This is a genomic window from Blastococcus sp. SYSU DS0617, from assembly GCF_054051075.1.
This window is the reverse complement of sequence record NZ_JBJHAO010000022.1, coordinates 1-18968: the sequence shown is the minus strand read 5'-3', so window position 1 is coordinate 18968 and position 18968 is coordinate 1. Positions and strand designations below refer to the sequence as shown.

Annotated in this window: 16 protein-coding genes; 6 read left to right on the top strand and 10 right to left on the bottom strand. The window is 74.4% G+C overall.

Going from position 1 to position 18968, the window contains the following annotated elements:
* Positions 1–20: 20 nt before the first annotated feature.
* The 6 genes from ACI793_RS18180 to ACI793_RS18155 form a co-directional block, all read right to left on the bottom strand.
* Positions 21–977, bottom strand: coding sequence for a VWA domain-containing protein (locus ACI793_RS18180; protein WP_456607783.1), 957 nt, complete (start codon positions 975–977; stop codon positions 21–23).
* Positions 974–1990: a DUF58 domain-containing protein gene (locus tag ACI793_RS18175; RefSeq protein WP_456607782.1), complete on the bottom strand. Its 1017-nt coding sequence runs from the start codon at positions 1988–1990 to the stop codon at positions 974–976. Before ACI793_RS18175 ends, ACI793_RS18180 begins: the two co-directional genes overlap by 4 nt.
* Entirely contained in the window at positions 1987–3198 is a 1212-nt protein-coding gene (locus ACI793_RS18170) for an AAA family ATPase (RefSeq protein ID WP_456607781.1), read from the bottom strand. Before ACI793_RS18170 ends, ACI793_RS18175 begins: the two co-directional genes overlap by 4 nt.
* A gap of 254 nt (positions 3199–3452) precedes the next feature.
* A complete protein-coding gene (locus ACI793_RS18165) occupies positions 3453–4877 on the bottom strand; it encodes an NlpC/P60 family protein (RefSeq protein WP_456607780.1) in 1425 nt (474 codons plus the stop codon).
* A 161-nt stretch (positions 4878–5038) separates the two neighbouring features.
* The gene (locus tag ACI793_RS18160) at positions 5039–6574 is read right to left on the bottom strand and encodes a long-chain-fatty-acid--CoA ligase (RefSeq protein WP_456607779.1); all 1536 of its coding nucleotides are present in this window, start codon (positions 6572–6574) and stop codon (positions 5039–5041) included.
* Positions 6575–6632: 58 nt separating this feature from the next.
* Positions 6633–7781, bottom strand: a complete 1149-nt coding sequence (locus ACI793_RS18155) for a response regulator transcription factor (protein WP_456607822.1) — start codon at positions 7779–7781, stop codon at positions 6633–6635.
* Positions 7782–7967: 186 nt separating this feature from the next.
* Here ACI793_RS18155 and ACI793_RS18150 point away from each other — a divergent pair, with 186 nt between their 5' ends.
* The gene (locus ACI793_RS18150; protein ID WP_456607778.1) at positions 7968–8384 is read left to right on the top strand and encodes a RidA family protein; all 417 of its coding nucleotides are present in this window, start codon (positions 7968–7970) and stop codon (positions 8382–8384) included.
* A 53-nt stretch (positions 8385–8437) separates the two neighbouring features.
* Positions 8438–9832, top strand: a complete 1395-nt coding sequence (locus ACI793_RS18145) for an FAD-binding oxidoreductase (RefSeq protein WP_456607777.1) — start codon at positions 8438–8440, stop codon at positions 9830–9832.
* Between the two features lie 43 nt (positions 9833–9875).
* Here the strand turns inward: ACI793_RS18145 and glsA are convergent, their stop codons facing one another.
* Genes glsA through ACI793_RS18130 form a run of 3 tightly spaced genes read right to left on the bottom strand, consistent with a single transcriptional unit; the run spans position 9876 to position 12646 of the window.
* A complete protein-coding gene (gene glsA / locus ACI793_RS18140; protein WP_456607776.1) occupies positions 9876–10808 on the bottom strand; it encodes a glutaminase A in 933 nt (310 codons plus the stop codon).
* Between the two features lie 45 nt (positions 10809–10853).
* On the bottom strand, positions 10854–11609 hold the full coding sequence (locus tag ACI793_RS18135) for an SIR2 family NAD-dependent protein deacylase (RefSeq protein ID WP_456607775.1): 756 nt from the start codon (positions 11607–11609) through the stop codon (positions 10854–10856).
* Entirely contained in the window at positions 11606–12646 is a 1041-nt protein-coding gene (locus ACI793_RS18130) for a phosphatase PAP2 family protein (protein WP_456607774.1), read from the bottom strand. Before ACI793_RS18130 ends, ACI793_RS18135 begins: the two co-directional genes overlap by 4 nt.
* 245 nt (positions 12647–12891) lie before the next feature.
* Between ACI793_RS18130 and ACI793_RS18125 the strand changes: the two genes are divergently transcribed.
* From ACI793_RS18125 to ACI793_RS18110, 4 genes are all read left to right on the top strand, one after another.
* Positions 12892–15747: an aconitate hydratase gene (locus ACI793_RS18125; protein ID WP_456607773.1), complete on the top strand. Its 2856-nt coding sequence runs from the start codon at positions 12892–12894 to the stop codon at positions 15745–15747.
* The gene (locus ACI793_RS18120) at positions 15747–16508 is read left to right on the top strand and encodes an SDR family oxidoreductase (protein WP_456607772.1); all 762 of its coding nucleotides are present in this window, start codon (positions 15747–15749) and stop codon (positions 16506–16508) included. Before ACI793_RS18125 ends, ACI793_RS18120 begins: the two co-directional genes overlap by 1 nt.
* Positions 16509–16575: 67 nt before the next feature.
* Positions 16576–17304: a sirohydrochlorin chelatase gene (locus ACI793_RS18115; protein WP_456607771.1), complete on the top strand. Its 729-nt coding sequence runs from the start codon at positions 16576–16578 to the stop codon at positions 17302–17304.
* A 17-nt stretch (positions 17305–17321) separates the two neighbouring features.
* Positions 17322–18050 carry a DUF881 domain-containing protein gene (locus tag ACI793_RS18110; protein ID WP_456607770.1) on the top strand — a complete coding sequence of 243 codons (729 nt, stop codon included), beginning with the start codon at positions 17322–17324 and terminating at the stop codon, positions 18048–18050.
* Here ACI793_RS18110 and ACI793_RS18105 read toward each other — a convergent pair whose 3' ends face one another.
* Complete coding sequence (locus ACI793_RS18105; RefSeq protein ID WP_456607769.1) at positions 18051–18869, bottom strand: sulfurtransferase; 819 nt, start codon at positions 18867–18869, stop codon at positions 18051–18053.
* Positions 18870–18968 lie beyond the last annotated feature (99 nt).

Sequence of the window (18968 nt, the reverse complement as noted above, 5' to 3'; positions counted from 1 at the left end):
GCCCGGGGCGGCCGCGGAGGTCAGACCAGGCGGTTGGTCCAGAGCAGGCTGAGGGCAGTGCCGACGAGGAGCACCAGGACGCCGACCCGCACGAAGCGCGGGCTGATGTCCTGGGCTTCGGTCGTGTACCCGATCTGGCTGCCGAGGTCGGCGTAGACGTCCTCCAGCTCTTCGGCGCTGGCGGCCTCGCTGTAGCTGCCACCGGTCTGGTCGGCGATCTTCTCCAGCGTCGCGCGGTCCACCGGCACCGGCACGCTCTCCCCGTCCAGGTCGAGGGTGCCGTAGTCGGTGCCGAACGCGATGGTCGAGACGGGGATCGACACGTCCTTCGCGGCGGCGATCGCCTGGTTCTCGTCGCGGCCCACCGTGATGAAGCCGTCCGAGAGCAGGACGACGCGCGCCGGGGGCGCCTCCTGGCCGTCGGCCGCGAGGGTCGCCTGGAAGTTCTGGATCGCGGTCAGTGAGGTGAAGACCGCCTCGCCGATCGCCGTCGACTCCGCCAGCTCGAGGTTGCTGATGGCGCTGCGCACCTGGTCCCGGTCGGTGGTGGGCGGCACGAGCGTGCTGGCGGTGCCCGCGAAGGCGACCAGCCCGAGGTTGATCCGCTCGGGCAGGACGTCGACGAACTCCTGCGCCGCCTTCTGCATCGCCCGGAAGCGGCTGGGCTCGACGTCCCGGGCCTCCATCGACAGCGAGACGTCGACGGCCATGATCACCGTCGCCCGCTCGCGGGGCACGCGCACCTCGGTGCTGGGCACGGCCAGCGACACCACCAGCGTGGCGATCCCGAGGGCGACGAGGCCGAAGGCGACGTGCCGTCGCCAGCCCGGCCGCTTGGGCACCAGCGACCCGAGCAGGGCGACGTTGGTGAACCGGGCCGCGTAGGCCTTGCGACGCAGCTGCAGGACGACGTAGAACGCCACCAGCGCTGCGACCACCAGCAGCCCGAGCAGCCACCACGGTGCCTGGAAAGTCATCGCGACGCCCCTCCCGAGCCTGCTCGGCGCTGGTCGCCGACGAACCGGACGACGTCCATGAGCCAGTCCCGGTCGGTCCGCAGCTGCAGGTGCCCGGCACCCGCCCGGCGCAGCGCCGCGGCGATCCGCGCCCGCTCCGCCGCCGCGCCCTGCGCGAAGCGCGCCCGGAACTCGGCGTCCCCGGTGGGGACCTCCAGCGTCTGCCCGCTCTCGGGATCGACCACGGTCAGCAGTCCCACGTCGGGCAGCTCCAGCTCGCGCGGGTCGACGACCTCGATGGCCAGCAGCTGGTGCCGGGTGCCCAGCGCGCGCAGCGGGCGTTCCCAGTCGCTGTCGCCCAGGAAGTCGGAGATGACCACCACCAGGCCGCGGCGGCGCTCCGGCCGGCGCAGCGTCTCCAGGGCAGCGGCCAGGTCGCCCCGGCGCCCGCCCTCGGCCCGCGGGGTGTCGACGACGGAGCGCAGCAGGCGCTCGGCGGCCACCCTGCCCGGCATCGCGGGGTGGCGGTCCACCCGCTCCCCCGTCGTCACGACCGCCCCCAGCCGGTTGCCGCCGTGCACCGTCAGATGGCCGACCGCGGCCAGGCCGGCGATGGCGAGGTCGCGCTTCTGGCAGTTGGCGGTGCCGAAGTCGAGGCTGGCCGACAGGTCGACCACCGCCCACGTCTCCAGCTCGCGGTCGGCGATCGTCTCCCGCACGTGCGGCACCTGGGTGCGCGCGGTGACCGGCCAGTCCATGCGGCGGACGTCGTCACCCGGGTGGTACGTGCGCGAGTCGCCGGCCTCGGACCCCGAACCCGGGACCAGGCCCAGGTGATCGCCCTGGAGCAGCCCGTCCAGGCGACGTCGCACCGTCAGCTCGAGGCGGCGCAGCAGCACGTCGGCCGGGCCGTCGGTGAAGCGCGGCGGCGCACCGCTGTCGGCGCCGGGGCTGTCCCCGGCGTCGTGCAGCAGGAGCCCGGGATGCGCGGAGCCCGCCGGGGGCGGCTCGGCGCTGCGACGACGCCGGATCACGCCGGGCGCGGCCCGTGCCCGTTGGCGCCCGGACCGCCCTGCGCGGGCGGCGCCGCGTGCGCACCCTGGCCCGGCGCGCCGTAGGCCGTCGCACCCTGCGCGGGCATGCCCTGCGGCGGGCCGAACTGCGGCACCTGAGGGCCGCCCCCGGCGCCCGGGCCGAAGCCGCCGGCGTTCTGCCGCGGCGCGACCTGGGGCAACGGCACCGTCTGCACGATCCGCTTGACGATGTGGTCGGCCGGCACGCCGTCGGCCAGGGCGTCGTAGGAGAGCACCAGGCGGTGGCGCAGCACGTCGGCGGTGATGTCCAGGACGTCCTGCGGGAGGACGTAGTCGCGGCCGCGGACCAGGGCGAGCGCACGGCTGGCGGCGATCAGGCCGAGCGAGGCACGGGGGCTGGCGCCGTAGGAGACCCACGTCGCGACGTCCTCCATGCCGTGCTCGCGCGGCATGCGGGTCGCCACGACCAGGCGCACGACGTAGTCGACCAGCGCGTGGTGCACGAACACCGAGGAGGCGGTCTTCTGCAGCCGGCGCAACTCGTCGGGTCCGAGCACGGTGGCGGCGACCGGGGGCTCGGAACCCATGCGGTAGATGATCTCCCGCTCCTCCTCGGGGCTCGGGTAGTCGACGAGCACCTTCATCAGGAAGCGGTCCCGCTGTGCCTCGGGCAGCGGGTAGACGCCCTCGGACTCGATCGGGTTCTGCGTGGCCAGCACGAGGAAGGGGTCGGGTAGCGGGTGGGTGACCCCGCCGATGGAGACCTGCCGCTCGGCCATGACCTCCAGCAGCGCCGACTGGACCTTGGCCGGGGCGCGGTTGATCTCGTCGGTGAGCACGAAGTTCGCGAACACCGGGCCGAGCTCGGTGTCGAAGGCGTCCTGGCCGGACTTGTAGATCCGCGTGCCGATGATGTCGGCCGGCACCAGGTCGGGAGTGAACTGGAGGCGGGCGAACCTGCCGCCGACGGCGGTGGCCAGGGTCTCGACGGCGAGGGTCTTGGCGACGCCGGGGACGCCTTCGAGCAGCACGTGCCCGCGGGCCAGCAGCGCGACCAGCATCCGCTCGACGAGGCGGTCCTGGCCGACGATGACCCGCTTGATCTCGAACAGCACCCGCTCCAGCCGGGCGGCGTCGGTCGCCGGCGGCACCGGGCCGCCCGCCTGCGCGGGCGAGTTCTCGGTCGGCGTGCTGGCAGCGCTCGTCACGGGGCTCCCTGGTCGTGCGGGCCGCGGCCCCGGAACTGCGGAGGCCGTCGACGGGGCGGCACAGCCGTCCCCGCGCCCAGTGTCCTACACCTTCCTGGGCGACAGCTGGACGCCGTGACCGAGGGCCCGCGAGGAGCGCGTCCGCTGCCTGCGACGCTCCGCTCGACGCTGCCCGGGAGACGTCATGACTGCTAGCCTGGAGGGTGCGTCGGGCAGCTCCCCCCGTGGCTGCCCGACGCCTCGAACCCCGGCGCCTACGCGCTGGGACGCACCGCGCCGGCGTACTTGCCCCAGCGCATCGCCGTGGTCCGCACGTGCTTGCCGCTCTCCGGCGCCTCGAGGATCCGGTCGCCACCCAGGTAGATCGCCACGTGGTGGATGGTCGTGGGCCGGCTGGGATCGGTGGCCCAGAAGACCAGGTCACCGGCCTTCAGGGCGCCACGGGCGACCTTCGGCAGCTGGGCGTACTGGGCACGGCTGTTGCGCGGGATCGAGATGCCGGCCTGCCCGTAGGCGTACTGGGTCAGCCCGCTGCAGTCGAAGCCGAAGACACCCAGGTCGATGCCCCAGCCCCAGCCGGGTCCCTGCCGTCCCCCGCCGCCCCAGGCGTAGGGGGTGCCGATGTACCGCATGCCCGCGGCGATCGCGGTCTGCGCGGCCGAGGACGAGCCCGGCCCGGCGGGCGGAGCGGGAGCAGGGGCCGGGGCCGGAGCCGGAGCCGGGGCCGGGGCCGGGGCCGGGGCCGGGGCCGGCGGGGCCGGCGGAGCCGGCGGAGCCGGGGGTGCGGCCGGGGGCCCGGCCGGCGGAGCCGGGGGTCCGGCCGGCGCCTCGGGGGCCGCGGCGTCGGGCACGTCCGGGGCGGGAACGACGGGCGCCGGCCGTTCGGTGGCCGCGCGCTCGGCGGCCGCCAGTTCGGCGGCTTCCCGCGCGCCGACGAGGGCGGTCAGCTGCTGCTCGGCCGCCTCCAGCTCGGCCTGCACCGCGGCCTGCTCGGTGCGCACCTGCGCCTGCTGTGCGCGGGCGGACACCTCCGCCGTCCGGGCGACCTCGAGCTCCTCGGCCGCCTGCTGCCGCAGCTCGTCGGCCTGCACGAGGGCGGTGCGGGCGACGATGTCGGCCTTGGTCGCCCGCTCCTGCAGGACCGTCACCTGGTCCAGGACGTCGCTGCGGTGGGAGCCGGCGGCCTCGAGCAGCGCGGCGCGCTCGATCAGCTGGCCCGGGCTGCCGGCGGTGAGCAGCGCACTGGCGCCCGGGCTGGTGCTGCCCTCCATGTACGTGCGGCGGGCGAAGGAGACGAGGTCGTCGCGGGCCACGCCGAGCTCGGCGGTCGCCCGGGTGGCCTTGGCTGCGGCGGCCTCCGCGTGCCCCCGAGCGGCCTCGGCGGCCTCCTCGGTCGCCTGGTACTCGTCGAGGGCGAGCAGGGCCTGCTCGCGTGCGCCGTCCACCGCGGCCTGCGTGGCGGCCAGCTGCGCGTCGAGGGCACCGATGCGGGCGGCGACGGCCTCGGCCTGGGCCTGGGCGGTGGAGATCTCGCCGTCGCTGGGCGCGCCGGGCGTCGCGCCGGCGACGGCGGGCGCGAGGCCGACGAGGACCGCGGCGGCGATCGCCGTCCCACCTGCCCGCAGCGCCCCACGCCGCCACGCCGACCACGCCTGGCTGTCCGGGATACCGCTGTGCACGTCGCGACCTCTTCCGACTTCTCGACGGTCGGCACCCGGGAGGGTGCCGTCGAGAAGGCATCGGTCGACGCGACGACGTCGTTGAGCGCCGCCTCACCCCTTGGGGTGGGACGACACGGGCAGGTGAACGGTGCGGCTCCGCCGGGAGCCGGCGCCGGGCCTCAGTTGACCTGGCGCTCGGCGCCCTCCCAGAAGGACTCGCGCAGCTTGAACTTCTGGATCTTGCCGGTGGCGGTCCGTGCCAGCTCGTCCCGGAACTCCACCCGCTTGGGGACCTTGTAGCCGGCGATCTTGCCGCGGCAGTGGGCGATGATGTCGGCCTCGGTGACCTGCTCGCCCTCGGCGACGACGACGATCGCGGTGACCATCTCGCCCCACTTGTCGTCGGGGACGCCGATGACGGCGACCTCCGCGACCGCCGGGTGGCTGAAGACGACGTCCTCCACCTCGATCGAGGAGACGTTCTCGCCGCCGGTGATGATCACGTCCTTCTTGCGATCGGAGATCGTGACGTAGCCGCCGTCGTCGATCGTGCCGCCGTCGCCGGTGTGGAACCAGCCCCCCTCCAGCGCCTCGGCGGAGGCGTCCGGGTTCTCCCAGTAGCCGGCCAGCACGGTGTTGCCCTGCGCCAGCACCTCGCCGGACTCGCTCACCGACATGCGCGTGCCCAGGGCCGGGACACCGGCGCGGGACAGCCGCTTGGCGCGCTCCTCGGGCTCGAGCTCGTCGTACTCGGCGCGCGGGCGGTTGATCGTGAGCAGCGGGGCGGTCTCGGTGAGGCCGTAGATCTGGTTGAACTCCCAGCCGAGCTCCGCCTCGACGCGGGCGATGGTCTTCGACGGCGGCGGCGCACCGGCGACGACGATGCGCACCTTGTCGCGCCCGGGGATCTCGCCGTCCCAGTCGGCGGCCGCCTCCAGGACGGCGTTCCACACCGCCGGCGCCCCGGCCATGATCGTGACGCCGTGCTCCTCGACCCGGCGCAGGATCTCGGCGCCGTCAACCTTGCGCAGCACGACCTGCTTCGCCCCGAGCCCGGCCATCGTGTACGGCAGGCCCCAGCCGTTGCAGTGGAACATCGGCAGCGTGTGCAGGTAGACGTCGCGGTCGCTGACCTGCATGTGCATGCCGAAGGTGACCGCGTTGATCCACAGGTTGCGGTGGGTCATCTGCACGCCCTTGGGCCGGGCGGTGGTGCCGGACGTGTAGTTGATCGTCGCCGTCGCGTCCTCGTCGGGCTGCGCCCAGGCGCGCGGCTCGACGTCGTACCGGAGCAGCTGCTCGTACTCCTCCCCCGTGCCGAACCGGTGCTCCGCCGTCACGTTCCCCAGCGTGGACTCCAGTTCCGGGTCGACGAACAGCACCCGCGCGCCGCAGTGCCCGACGATGTACCCTGCCTCCTCCGGGGAGAGCCGGAAGTTGATCGGCACCGCGACCCGGCCCGACGCGGGGACGGCGAGCAGCACCTCCAGCAGCCGGGCGGCGTTGTGGCTCACGATCGCCACCCGCTCGCCCTCGCCGATGCCGAGCTCGTCGAGGGCTGCCTGCAGGGCCCGGCCACGGCGGGCGACCTCGCGGTAGCTCAGCCCCCCGAGGGACGGCGCGGGCTGGTTCGGCTCGTCCACGATGCCGGTGCGGTCGCCGTAGACGAGCTCGGCCCGCTCCAGGAAGTCGCGGGTGGTCAAGGGCACGCGCATGTCCGGCTCCCGGGTTCGGTGGAGGTGGTCCCCGTCACGCTAGCCGGGGGGATCTGCCCTACGGCAGCGGACGGCGTGGTGCCGGGACGGTGGCCTCGGCGAACCAGCCCGACGGGGCGACGCCGACCCCGGCGGCCAGGTGCGGGGCGTACTGGTCGAAGTAGACCTTGGCGGTCAGCTCGCGGCGGCTGCGCACCCCAACCTTCGCGAAGATCGCCTTGAGGTGGTCCTGCACCGTGTAGGCCGACAGGTGCAGCGTCGCCGCGATGGCCGCGGTGTCCAGACCCTGGAGTACCAGCTGGACGACGTCCTGCTCGCGTGGGGTGAGTCCGAAGGCGGCCACGACGATCGGGACGATCTCCGGCGGGCGGGCCTCCTCGATGGTGACCACGACGTCGGCGGCGGATCCGTCCCGCTTCATCAACGGCGAGGCGTGCGCCACCACCCAGTGGCCCGAGCGCGTGCGCAGCCGGACGCGCGGCGGGTGCACCCGGCCGTTCGCGGCACCGCGTCGCGCGGCTCCCACGAGGGCGAGCAGCGCCAGCGGCAACGGGGACTCCCCCAGCGGCCCGCCACCCAGGTCGGCGACCTGCGCGTCGGCGCCCACGCTGGCCGAGGCGAGCTCGCCGGACGGGTCGACCACCAGCACGGCCGGGCCGTCCACGGGGTCGCCGCCCGGTACGGCCGCCGCGGTGAGCAGACCGCTGCGCAGCCCGCCCGCCAGGGTCGAGCTGACGCCGCTGAGGAACGACTGCTCCGGCGGGGTGAAGGCCGCTCCCGGGCCGTCGCGGAACAGCGCCACGAACCCCCAGGTGGTGCCGTCGAGGGTCAGCGCGGCGCGCATCTCGTCGTCGAAGTTCCAGTAGCGCCGGATGAAGTCGGCGAAGCGGGGAGACCGCTCGACGTGGCCGCCGGTGGCCGAGTGCAGGGCCATGACCGCGCCGGGATGGCGGCTGAGGTCGAGGAACGCCGACGGGTCCGGGACGACGTACTCGAAGTGCGCCCATTCGTCGTCGTGGTGGTCGTCGAGCCCGACCTTCACGGTGCCGGTGACCAGCCCGGTGGCCGGGTCGGCCGTGGCGAAGCACGCCGCGGAGAACGGCACCGCCCGACGCACGGACTCCAGCGCCGCGGCGGTGAAGGTCGGCACGTCCAGGCCGCTCACCGCCAGGCCACCGACCTGGGCCCGCACCCGTTCGGTCAGCATGCTGCTCACGAGTCCACCTCGCCGACGCCTGTCCCCCGTGTTCCCAGGGAGTGCCTCCGGGCGCGTTCGCTGCCCGCGCACAGTGTGTCGGTCCGCGCCCCGCCTGAGTACCCCAGAAGTCTGGGGGCGCAGATTCCCAGATCCATGGGATGTGCCGCGGCTGCGGCGGCCGCCAGGTTGGTCGCCATGACCACCTCCGCCCCGTCCGCTCCCGTCGAGCGGATCAACCCCGTCCCCTGGAGCGCAGCCCTCGGCTTCGACCAGGCGCAGCTGCGACCGGCCCCCGCCCGACTGCTCTCCGTCGCCGGTCAGGGTCCGGTCGACGCGACCGGCGCACTGCTGCACGAGGACGACCCGGCCGCCCAGCTGGCCCTGGCCGTCGAGAACCTCGAGACGGTCCTCGCCGCGGCCGGCCTGGACCTCTCGGACGTGCTGCGCCTGACGGTCTACGCGACCGACGTCGACGCCGTCCTCGCGCACTCGGACGTCCTCGCCGAAAGGCTGGCCCGTGTCGGTGCCACCCCGCCCATGACGCTCGTGGGCGTCGTCCGCCTCGCCCTGCCCGGCATGGTCGTCGAGATCGAAGCGACGGCCGGCCGATGAACCTGCGTCTGCGTCCCCGATCCCGCTCGCTCGTCCCTCCTGGAGTCCCCGTCATGACCGCCGCACCCGACCTGTCCCCCGACCGCACCGCCGTCCCCGATGTCCCCGCCCTCGCCCGCGCCGTCGCCGGGCCCGTCCTGACCGCCGGGGACCCGGGGTTCGCCGCCGAGGTGGCCCCGTTCAACGTCGCCCACCGCCCGGATCCGGCGGTCGTCGTCGGCGCCACCAGCGCCGAGGACGTCTCCGCCGCGGTCCGCTGGGCCGTGGACACCGGCCGCGCCGTCGCCGTGCAGGCCACCGGCCACGGCCTGCTGGGCCATCTGCGCGACGCCGTGCTGGTGACCACCAGCCGGCTGGACCGCGTCGAGATCGACCCGGAGGCACGCACCGCCCGCGTCGGCGCCGGCGTCCGCTGGCGGCAGGTGATCGACGCCGCGGCGCCGCACGGCCTGGCGCCCCTGAGCGGCTCCTCCTCGGGGGTCGGCGTCGTCGGCTACACCCTGGGCGGCGGACTGGGCGTCCTCGCCCGCCGGTACGGCTTCGCCGCGGACCACGTGCGGCGCGCGCGGCTCGTGACGGCGGACGGCGCCATCCGCGACGCCGACGCCGTCAGCGACCCGGAGCTGTTCTGGGCGCTGCGGGGCGGGAAGGGCAACTTTGGCATCGTCACCGAACTCGAGTTCGACCTGTTCCCGGTGGCCGGGCTGCACGGTGGGGCGGTCTTCTTCCCCGGGTCGGCCGCGCACGGCCTGCTGCACGCCTACCGGGAGTGGACGCCCACGCTGCCGGAGGAGACGACCACCTCGATCGCGATCCTCCGGATGCCGCCGGACCCGGCGGTGCCCGAGCCGCTGCGCGGGCAGACCGTCGTCCACCTGCGGTTCGCCCACCTCGGTCCCGCCGCGGAGGGGGCGGCGCTGCTCGCGCCGATGCGCGCGGTGGCTCCCGCGCTCATCGACACCGTGGCCGACATGCCCTACGCGGCCGTCGACGGCATCCACATGGACCCGCCGGACCCGATGCCGTCCTTCGACCGGGGGATGACCCTGCGCGAGCTGCCCGCCGAGGCCGTCGACGCGTTGCTCGAGGTCGCCGGGCCGCAGGTGGAGGTGCCGCTGGTCCTCGCCGAACTACGGCACCTGGGCGGTGCGCTGTCCCGCCCAGCCGCGGTGCCGAACGCCGTCGCCGGACGGGACGCCGCCTACTCGGCGTGGGTGCTCGGGCCGATGGTCCCGCCGCTGGTCGACGTCGTACCAGCCGTGACGGCCGCGGTCCTCGACCGGCTCCGGCCCTGGGCGGCGCGCGGCTCGCTGCTCAACTTCCTCGGCGCAGCGGGCCCGCAGGAGGTCGGCACCCTGTGGGGCGGCGAGGACCTCGCCCGTCTCCGGGCGGTCAAGCGCCGGCTGGACCCGACCGGCGTGTTCGCGCACGGCCACGCGATCGCCTGACCCTCCCGCGCACCCGACCGCCGCGGAGCGGCCGGGTGCGCGGTCACAGCAGGGACAGCCCCAGCCGCTCGCTGAGCAGGTGCAGCGCCGCTCGGCCGGCCCGCGAGTTGCCGGCCCGGTCCAGCGGCGGGGACCAGGCGCAGACCCCGAACCGGTTCGGCACGTCGCCCATCACCGCGCCGCCCACCCCGCTCTTGCACGGGAAGCCCACGTCGTAGGCGAACTGACCGGCCGCGTCGTAGGTGCCGCAGGTCATCATCACCGCGTTGACCCGCCGGGCCAGGGGCTCGGTCAGCACCTGCTCGTCGTTCCGCGGGTTCACCCCGTCGTAGGCCAGGAACCGGGCAGCCCGGGCCAGCTGCCGGGAGGTGACGGTGAGCGCGCACATCTGCAGGTAGGCGTCCACCACATCGGGCACCGGGTGGGTGAAGTTGTCGAACGAGCTCATCAGGTGGGCCATCGCCAGGTTCATGTCGGCGCCGGCGCGCTCCTCCTCGAGCACCTCGGGGTCGGTCTCGAGCTCCTCTCCGACCAGCTCGGACAGCAGGTCGGAGACCGCGGCCGTCGCCGCCTCGGGCGAGCCGGTGGCCCCCACCAGCACGTCGCAGACGACGACGGCACCAGCGTTGATGAACGGGTTGCGGGGGATGCCGCGCTCGCGTTCGAGCTGGACCAGGGAGTCGAAGGGGTCGCCCGACGGCTCCCTGCCCACCCGCTGGAAGACGTCCTCGCCGACCCGGTGGAGCGCCGCGGTGAGCGCGAACACCTTGACCACGCTCTGCACCGCGAAGCCGACGTCGGCGTCACCGGCGACGTGCTCGGTGCCGTCGAGCTCGCACAACGCCAGGGCGAACCGCTCGGGTCCCTCCCCGGGCTCGGCCACCTCGTCGTCCTCGGCCAGCGGGCGGGCCTCGGCCGCCACCTCGTCGAGGATCCCGGTCAGGTCGTCGGGCAGGTCGGAGGGAGTCGGCGGCACCCCTGCACGGTGCCACGGCGGGCGCCGGCCGGCCGGGCGAGCGGGTCAGGCGCGGACCAGCCGGGGCAGGGCGGCCGAGATCGGCTCGGACACCAGCAGCGAGGCGAGGTCGTCGAAGGGCGTCGGCTCGGCGTTGACGATCACCACCCGGGCCCCGGCCCGCAGCGCCACCTCGACGAGCCCCGCCACCGGCCAGACCTGCAGCGAGGTGCCGACCGCGAGGAAGACGTCGCAGTCCCGCGCCGCGGCGACCGCGGCCTCGACGGATCGGGCGTCCAGCTCCTGGCCGAAGCTGATCGTCGCCGACTTGAGGATGCCGCCGCAGACCAGGCAGGCCGGATCGGCCTCCCCGGCGTCGACCCGTTCCAGCGCCTCGCTCATTGACGACCGCTCGCCGCACCCGAGGCACTCGACCTCGTGCACCGTCCCGTGGATCTCGACCACCCGGTCCGGCGAGGAGCCGGCGGCCTGGTGCAGCCCGTCGACGTTCTGCGTCACCAGCATGCGCAGCCGCCCCTGCCGTTCGAGGTCGGCGAGCGCGGCGTGCCCGGCGTTGGGGCGCGGCTGCCGGGCGCCCATCTCGCGGCGCATCAGCCAGGCGCGGCGGCGGATGTCGGGGTCGGCCACGTAGTACGAGAGCGTCACGAGCTTCTCGGCGTCGGGATCCCGCGTCCACACGCCCTGCGGGCCGCGGTAGTCCGGGATGCCGCTGTCGGTCGAGATGCCCGCACCGGTCAGCGCGGTGATCCGCGTGGCCGCGGTCAGCCAGTCGGGCAGGGGCTCGGGAACGGCTCCGGTCACGCCTCCACGGTAGGAGCCGCGACCCGTAACCGGTTCCGCAGGACGACCCCACGCACCAGCGGCCGGGCGTGCGCGGCGACGAGGACGACGCCACGGGCGTAGATCGCACCCAGCACGGTGTCCACGACGTAGTGCTCCCCCGCCCACACCAGGACCAGCGCCATCGTCGGGCCGTAGGCGAGCAGCAGCAGCCGCTGCCACGTCCGCCGCGCCACGGGCAGGAGGACCAGGCAGGTCAGGACGGCGAAGGCGGTGTGCAGCGAGGGCACCGCCGCGACCTGGTTGACCTGCCCCTGGCTGTCGGCGAGCAGCGCGCCGGCGCGGGGCAGCCCGAGCACCTCCCACCCGGCGCCGCTGAGCCGGCGCACGGGTTCGATGACGCCGTCCTTCGCGGCCAGCCACGGCGGCGCCGCCGGGTAGAGCACGTAGGTGACCAGCCCGGCCGCCGAGAGTGCGATGACCAGCCGGGCGTAGCGCACCCAGCGCTGACGGTCGCGGACCCACAGGACCGCCAGGACCAGCGGCGTGACGACGAAGTGGCTGGCGTAGACGAGCGTCGCCAGCGCCTGCCACCAGGCGGCGTCCCAGTGCGCCTGCAGCACGACGGTGGGCAGGTTGCCCGCCGCCAGCCACCGGTCCGCCGCGGCGGGCTCGCTCACGTGCACCGGCGCCCCGAACCCGTCGGCGAGCCCCCGGCTGGCGTCGTAGGCGAGCAGCAGGGCCACCAGGGGCAGCCAGTCGGCGAGCAGCCGGGTCAGGCGGCGCGCGCCGTCGGCGACCGCGTAGAGCGCCAGCCCGGCGACCACCCACCCGAGCAGGACGATCCGGTCGGTGGGCAGCCCCTCCAGCACGCAGGCGCCGGCGAAGGACAGGCAGAGGAGGGAGAGCAGGACCCGGCGCACCACCCGGCGCCGGTCGGGGCGCGCGATCTGGAGGGGAGCCGGCCCCCCGGCGAGCCCGGCCCGGGCCGCTGCGGGAAGGGCTGTGCGCGGAGCGGGGATCACCGCGGTGCTCGCCGCTGACTCGACCACGGTCATGGCCGGGCACGCTAAGCGGCCGCACGTCCCGATGGCAGGAAGTCGGCTTCCGTTCACCCTGCGGCGGGCACCTGCGGGACACCAGTGACCGCTGGGTCCGGTGGGTCGCCTCCGGTGATCGACGTCACCGGGGGAAGGAAGGGTTGCCTGACCCGGTGCATCGCTCCGCGAACTGGGATGATCGGGGATGGACACGAGCGCGACGAACCAGCCGCGACGAACCAGCGAGGGGTAGGCGCAGAAGAGTGGCAGCCAGCAAGGACAGCTTCGGAGCCCGGTCGACGCTCTCGGTCGACGGAACCGACTACGACATCTACCGACTCGACGCGGTGGAGGGCTCCGAGAAGCTGCCCTTCAGCCTGAAGGTCCTCCTCGAGAACCTCCTGCGTACCGAGGACGGCGCGGACATCACCGCCGACCACATCCGGGCGATCGCCAACTGGGACCCGTCGGCCGAGCCCGACCAGGAGATCCAGTTCACCCCGGCCCGCGTGGTCATGCAGGACTTCACCGGAGTCCCCTGCATCGTCGACCTCGCCACGATGCGCGAGGCGATGGCCGAGCTCGGTGGCGACCCGCAGAAGATCAACCCGCTCGCCCCGGCCGAGCTGGTCATCGACCACTCCGTGATCGCCGACATCTTCGGCACCGAGGACTCGTTCGAGCGCAACGTCGAGATCGAGTACGAGCGCAACGGCGAGCGCTACCAGTTCCTGCGCTGGGGCCAGGGCGCCTTCAGCGACTTCAAGGTCGTCCCCCCGGGCACCGGCATCGTGCACCAGGTCAACATCGAGCACCTGGCCCGCGTGATCTTCCCGCGCCCCGAGGGCGACCGCGTCGTCGCCTACCCCGACACCTGCGTGGGCACCGACTCGCACACCACGATGGTCAACGGCCTGGGCGTGCTGGGCTGGGGCGTCGGCGGCATCGAGGCCGAGGCCGCGATGCTCGGCCAGCCGGTCTCGATGCTCATCCCCCGCGTCGTGGGCTTCAAGCTCTTCGGTCAGCTGCCGGACGGCGCCACCGCGACCGACCTGGTCCTCACCATCACCGAGATGCTGCGCCAGCACGGCGTCGTCGGGAAGTTCGTCGAGTTCTACGGCGAGGGCGTCTCGGCGGTCCCGCTGGCCAACCGCGCCACGATCGGCAACATGAGCCCGGAGTTCGGCTCCACCGCGGCGATGTTCCCCATCGACGAGGAGACCATCACCTACCTGAAGCTCACCGGTCGCGACGAGCAGCAGGTGAAGCTGGTCGAGACCTACGCCAAGGAGCAGGGCCTCTGGCACGACGCCTCCCGCGAGCCGGCCTTCTCCGAGTACCTCGAGCTCGACCTCGGCACCGTCGTCCCCTCGATCGCCGGCCCGAAGCGCCCGCAGGACCGGGTCGCGATCACCGACGCCAAGCCCGCCTTCCGCGAGGCGCTCAAGGACTACGTGGCCGCCGACGAGACCGGCGGTGAGGACCGCAAGCCCGGCGTCCCCGGCCACGAGCAGCCCTACGGCGTCGAGTCCAGCGCCGACGAGGCCTCGGCGGAGTCCTTCCCGGCGTCCGACCCGGTCAGCCCCTTCGCCCACGGCAACGGCGAGGCCGGCAAGCCGCACCACGTCGACGGCCACCCCGTCGCCGAGCGGCCGCGCAAGCCCACGAAGGTCGTCATGGAGGACGGCACGGAGACCGAGGTCGACCACGGCTCCGTCGTCATCGCCGCCATCACCTCCTGCACCAACACGTCCAACCCGCAGGTGATGATCGGCGCCGCGCTGCTGGCGAAGAACGCCGTCGAGCGCGGGCTCGCCACCAAGCCGTGGGTGAAGACGACGCTGGCCCCCGGGTCCAAGGTCGTCATGGACTACTACGAGAAGGCCGAGCTCACCCCGTACCTGGAGAAGCTGGGCTTCTACCTGGTCGGCTACGGCTGCACCACCTGCATCGGCAACTCCGGTCCGCTGCCGGAGCCGGTCTCCGCTGCGGTCAACGAGGCCGACCTGGCCGTCGTCTCGGTGCTCTCGGGCAACCGCAACTTCGAGGGCCGGATCAACCCCGACGTCAAGATGAACTACCTGGCCTCCCCGCCGCTGGTCATCGCCTACGCGCTGGCCGGCTCCATGGACGTCGACCTGAACAACGACCCCCTGGGCCAGGACGCCGACGGCAACGACGTCTTCCTGCGCGACATCTGGCCCTCGCCGCAGGAGGTCCAGCGGGTCATCGACCACGCCGTCTCGGCCGAGCAGTTCGGCCGCAGCTACGAGGACGTGTTCGCCGGCACCGAGCAGTGGCAGAACCTGCCCACACCCACCGGCGACACCTTCGAGTGGGCGGAAGACAGCACCTACGTGCGGCGTCCTCCGTACTTCGAGGGCATGCCGGCCGAGCCGGCCCCGGTCGAGGACATCTCCGGTGCCCGCACCCTCGCGGTGCTCGGCGACTCGGTGACCACCGACCACATCTCGCCGGCCGGCTCGATCAAGGCCGACAGCCCCGCCGGGAAGTACCTGCGCGAGCACGGTGTCGACCGTCGCGACTTCAACTCCTACGGCTCGCGCCGCGGGAACCACGAGGTCATGATCCGCGGCACCTTCGCCAACATCCGGCTGCGCAACCAGCTGGTGCCCGGCACCGAGGGTGGCGTCACCAAGAACCACCTGACCGGCGAGACGACGACGATCTACGACGCCTCGCGCGCCTACATCGACGCCGGCATCCCGCTGGTCGTGCTGGCCGGCAAGGAGTACGGCTCGGGCTCGTCGCGCGACTGGGCGGCCAAGGGCACGGCGCTGCTCGGCGTCAAGGCGGTCATCGCCGAGAGCTACGAGCGCATCCACCGCTCGAACCTCATCGGCATGGGTGTCCTGCCGCTGCAGTTCCCCGAGGGCCAGGACCGCGAGTCGCTCGGCCTCACCGGCGACGAGGAGTTCACCATCACCGGGATCACCGCGCTGAACGACGGCTCGGTGCCCCGCACGGTGAAGGTGAAGGCCGGGGACGTGGAGTTCGACGCCCGGGTCCGCATCGACACCCCCGGTGAGGCGAACTACTACCGCAACGGCGGGATCATGCAGTACGTGCTGCGCTCGCTGCGGGGCTCGGCCGCCTGATGGACCTGGGTCTGGGCGGTCGCGGATTCCTGCTCACCGGCGCGAGCCGGGGGCTCGGGTTCGCGACCGCCCGGGCCCTCGTCGACGACGGGGCACGGGTGCTCGTGAGCTCCCGCTCCGCCGACTCCGTGGACGCCGCCGTCGCCTCGCTCGGCGGGGCGTCCTCGGCGTTCGGCACCCCGGCCGACCTGGCCGACGCCGACGCCGCCGATCGGCTGGTCACCGACGCGCTCGACCGGCTCGGACAGGTCGACGGCGTCCTCATCAGCGTCGGCGGCCCCGCGCCGGGGACCGTGCTCTCGACCCCCGAGGACGCGTGGCGGGCCGGGGTGGAGTCGGTGCTGCTCGGGCCGCTGCGCCTGGTCCGGGCGCTGGTCCCTCACCTGCCCGAGGGCGCCGCGATCGCGTTCGTGCTGTCGGTCTCGGTCCGGCAGCCGATCGGTCACCTGGCCATCTCGAACGGGCTGCGTCCCGGCCTGGCGATGACGGCGAAGGCCCTGGCCGACGAGCTCGGCCCCCGGGGCATCCGGGTCCTCGGCCTGCTGCCGGGGACCGTCGCCACGGACCGGATCGCCGAGATCGAGGCGGCCTCCGGTGATCCCGCGGCCGCCCGCGCCCGCACCGAGGGGAGCATCCCGCTGCGCCGGCTGGGGCGGCCGGAGGAGTTCGGGCGGGTGGCCGCCTTCGCCCTCTCCCCCGCGGCCTCCTACCTGACCGGCATCATGATCCCCGTCGACGGCGGCATGACGCGGGCGCTGTGAACCCGACGCCTCCCGCTCCCTGCGCGGAATGTGCACGAACCGTCGTCTCCGGGGCCCGGATACGACGATGAGTGCACAACCGGTCCTCGTCGCCTGCGCGCACGGCACCCGCAACCCGACCGGGCGCCGGCTGATCGCCGAGCTGGCGCTGGCCGCCCGGGCACGGCGCCCCGACCTGGTGACCACGGCGGCCTTCGTCGACGTGCAGCCCCCCACGGTCGTCGACGTGGTGGCCGGGCTGGCCGCCGAGGGGCGTCCCGCCGTCGTCGTCCCGTTGCTGCTCTCGGGCGGCTACCACGTGCACGTGGACATCGCGGACGCCGTCGCCGGGGCCGAGGGCACCGTGGCCGCGCGCCCCCTGGGTCCCGACCCGCGCCTGGTCGCCGTCCTGCACGACCGGCTGGTGGACGCCGGGGCCGACCCGCGCGACCCGCGCACCGCCGTCGTCCTGGCCGCCGCGGGATCCAGCGACCCGCGATCGGTCGCCGACGTCGAGAACACCGCCGCCCTGCTCCAGCGCTCGTGGACCGGACGCGTGACCACGGGCTACGGGTCGGCCGCCCGGCCCCCGGTGCCCGACGCCGTCGCCGCGGCCCGCCGGGCCGGCGCCGAGCGTGTCGTGCTCGCCGCCTACCTGCTCGCCCCGGGGCACTTCCACGACAAGCTCGCCGGCGCCGGCGCCGACCTCGTCACCGCTCCCCTGCTGCCCGACGAGCGGATCGCCGAGGTCCTGCTCGACCGGTACGACGCCGCCGTCACGCCGGCTCCCGATGGGGCTGCCCCGGCCGTCCGGTGACCTAGGGTGGGGCCACGATGACCGACCCGATCGACGGGCAGGCCCCCGAAGCGGGCTCCCCCACCCCAGAGACGACGCCGTCGGGCGGCCGACGGTGGAACCGGGTGGTCTCCGGCGTCGTCACCGCGGCACTCGCGCTGGTCCTGGGCTTCGGGCTCGTCGTCCAGATCCGCAGCACCGAGGAGGCCGACGAGCTCACGGGGGCGACCGAGGCCGACCTCGTCCGCATCCTCGACGAGCTCGACACCCGCGAGGAGCAGTTGCGCCAGCAGCTCGCCGAGCGGGAGCAGGCCGTCGAGGAGCTCAGCGGCGGCCGGACGCAGTCGGGGTCGGCGCTGGCCGAGGCCCAGCGCCGCGCCGAGGCCATCGGGATCCTCAACGGGACGCTGCCCGCCGAGGGCCCCGGGCTGCGCGTGGTGGTCCAGGACCCGGACGGCGCCGTCACCCCGGCCGTGCTGCTCGACGCCATCCAGGAGCTGCGCGGCGCGGGCGCCGAGGCCATCGAGATCGACGGGATCCGGGTGGTGGCCTCCAGCTACGTCGGTGGCACGCCCGGCGAGCTGACCATCGACGGGCAGGAGCTGAGCTCGCCCTACGAGATCCTCGCCATCGGCCCGCCCACCGTCCTCGAGGTGGCGCTCAACGTCTCCGGGGGCGTGGTCGCCGACGTGGCCCGTACCGGCGGATCGGCCACCGTCACCCAGTCCGACTCGCTCTCGATCGACAGCGTCGTCTCCGAGGGCTGATCAGCCGCCCGTCGCCACCGGCCGGTCGGGGTCCGCCGACCACTGCGACCACGACCCCGGCCACAGCGCCGCCTCGATCCCCGCGACGGCCAGCGCCGCCACCTCGTGCGCCGCGGTCACGCCCGAGCCGCAGTAGACGCCCACGGGGCCGCCCGGCCGGGCACCCAGCGCCGCGAATCGCGCAGCCAGCTCGTGCGCCGGGCGGAAGGTGCCGTCGCCGCTGAGGTTCTCGGTCGTCGGGGCGCTCGTGGCACCGGGCACGTGACCCGCCCGCGGATCGACCGGTTCCACCTCGCCGCGATAGCGCTCGGCAGCACGGGCGTCCAGCAGGACCCCGCCGCGACCCGGCAGGGCGGCGGCGTCGTCGGCGTCGACCACCGGCATGCCGCCACCGCGGAGGACGACGTCCCCGGGTGGCGGTACGACGTCCCCGGTCTCGAGCTCGCCGCCGGCACGGACCCAGGCGCGCAGCCCGCCGTCGAGCAGCCGCACGTCGGTCAGGCCGCCCCAGCGGAGCAGCCACCATGCCCGGGCCGCCGCCAGACCGCCGGAGTCGTCGTAGGCGACGACGGGGCGGTCCGCACGAACACCCCAGCGTCGCGCGCGCGCTTGCAGTCGCTGTATCGACGGCATCGGGTGCCGTCCCATCGCAGGAGTGGGTGGGTCGGCGAGCTCGGTCTCGAGGTCGACGTAGACCGCACCCGGCAGGTGACCGGCCAGGTACTTCTCGCGCCCCCGGTCGTCACCCAGCGCCCAGCGGACGTCGAGCAGCACCGGACGCTCCCCCGCCGCGAGCAGCTCCGCGGCCGACACCAGCACCTCCCCCGCTTCTCCGCGGCGTAGCGGCCCGCGGGGGCGGGGGGGCGGGGGGGCGGGGGTCGCCGGGGCGCCGTGGTATCTCCCGGTGGGGGGGGCGCG

Coding starts and splice junctions, on each gene's coding strand:
- ACI793_RS18110 (WP_456607770.1), top strand. CDS start 17,322: ATGACCGACCCGATCGACGGGCAGGCCCCCGAAGCGGGCTCCCCCACC.
- ACI793_RS18145 (WP_456607777.1), top strand. CDS start 8,438: ATGACCGCCGCACCCGACCTGTCCCCCGACCGCACCGCCGTCCCCGAT.
- ACI793_RS18130 (WP_456607774.1), bottom strand. CDS start 12,646: ATGACCGTGGTCGAGTCAGCGGCGAGCACCGCGGTGATCCCCGCTCCG.
- ACI793_RS18120 (WP_456607772.1), top strand. CDS start 15,747: ATGGACCTGGGTCTGGGCGGTCGCGGATTCCTGCTCACCGGCGCGAGC.
- ACI793_RS18115 (WP_456607771.1), top strand. CDS start 16,576: ATGAGTGCACAACCGGTCCTCGTCGCCTGCGCGCACGGCACCCGCAAC.
- ACI793_RS18155 (WP_456607822.1), bottom strand. CDS start 7,781: ATGCTGACCGAACGGGTGCGGGCCCAGGTCGGTGGCCTGGCGGTGAGC.
- ACI793_RS18160 (WP_456607779.1), bottom strand. CDS start 6,574: ATGCGCGTGCCCTTGACCACCCGCGACTTCCTGGAGCGGGCCGAGCTC.
- ACI793_RS18150 (WP_456607778.1), top strand. CDS start 7,968: ATGACCACCTCCGCCCCGTCCGCTCCCGTCGAGCGGATCAACCCCGTC.
- ACI793_RS18180 (WP_456607783.1), bottom strand. CDS start 977: ATGACTTTCCAGGCACCGTGGTGGCTGCTCGGGCTGCTGGTGGTCGCA.